This window comes from Endozoicomonas sp. ONNA1 (assembly GCF_024606325.1).
Classification (GTDB): domain Bacteria; phylum Pseudomonadota; class Gammaproteobacteria; order Pseudomonadales; family Endozoicomonadaceae; genus Endozoicomonas_A.
In genome coordinates, this window is the sequence record NZ_JAHHPN010000019.1 from 1 (window position 1) to 1307 (window position 1307).

General features: G+C 50.8%; 1 rRNA gene. It reads left to right on the forward strand.

The annotated features are described in order from the left end of the window. Positions 1-32: 32 nt before the first annotated feature. Positions 33-1307 (forward strand): 23S ribosomal RNA (locus KDK19_RS00350); the annotation flags it as partial.

Genomic DNA, 1307 nt, shown 5'->3' on the forward strand with positions numbered 1-1307 from the left:
ATCGCAGCCAAACAGATCGTTTTGGGTTATATGGTCAAGTGACTAAGCGTACACGGTGGATGCCTTGGCAGTCAGAGGCGATGAAGGACGTGGTAATCTGCGAAAAGTCTTGGGGAGCCGATAAACAGGCGCTGATCCAGGAATGTCCGAATGGGGAAACCCACTCACACAAGTGAGTATCCTTAACCTGAATACATAGGGTTCAGGAGGCGAACCCGGGGAACTGAAACATCTAAGTACCCGGAGGAAAAGAAATCAACCGAGATTCCCCCAGTAGCGGCGAGCGAACGGGGAGTAGCCCTTAAGCAATTCAGGAGTTAGTGGAACGCTCTGGAAAGTGCGGCCATAGTGGGTGACAGCCCCGTACACGAAAACTCTTTTATTGTGAAATCGAGTAGGACGGCACACGTGAAATGTTGTCTGAACATGGGGGGACCATCCTCCAAGGCTAAATACTCCTGACTGACCGATAGTGAACCAGTACCGTGAGGGAAAGGCGAAAAGAACCCCGTTGAGGGGAGTGAAACAGAACCTGAAACCGTGTACGTACAAGCAGTGGGAGCAAGGGGCTAGTATCAAGATACAAGTGTCAGGAGGAATAACCATCAGGTTTACGTCCATCCAATCTTGTTTCTTGTCTCTTGATACTAGTCTCTTGTAACTGCGTACCTTTTGTATAATGGGTCAGCGACTTATTTTCTGTGGCAAGGTTAACCGCATAGGGAAGCCGTAGCGAAAGCGAGTCTTAACAGGGCGTCCAGTCGCAGTGAATAGACCCGAAACCGGGCGATCTATCCATGAGCAGGTTGAAGATCAGGTAACACTGATTGGAGGACCGAACCCACTGTCGTTGAAAAGCCAGGGGATGACTTGTGGATAGGAGTGAAAGGCTAATCAAGCCCGGAGATAGCTGGTTCTCCTCGAAAGCTATTTAGGTAGCGCCTCGTGTCTCACCATCGGGGGTAGAGCACTGTTTGGGCTAGGGGGCCATCCCGGCTTACCAACCCCATGCAAACTCCGAATACCGATGAGTGCAATCACGGGAGACACACGGCGGGTGCTAACGTCCGTCGTGGAAAGGGAAACAACCCAGACCGTCAGCTAAGGTCCCAAAGTAATAGTTAAGTGGGAAACGATGTGAGAAGGCCCAGACAGCCAGGAGGTTGGCTTAGAAGCAGCCACCCTTTAAAGAAAGCGTAATAGCTCACTGGTCGAGTCGGCTCGCGCGGAAGATGTAACGGGGCTCAAACTATTCACCGAAGCTACGGATCTAGAGACTAGTTTCTAGAAACAAGTGACAAGGTTAG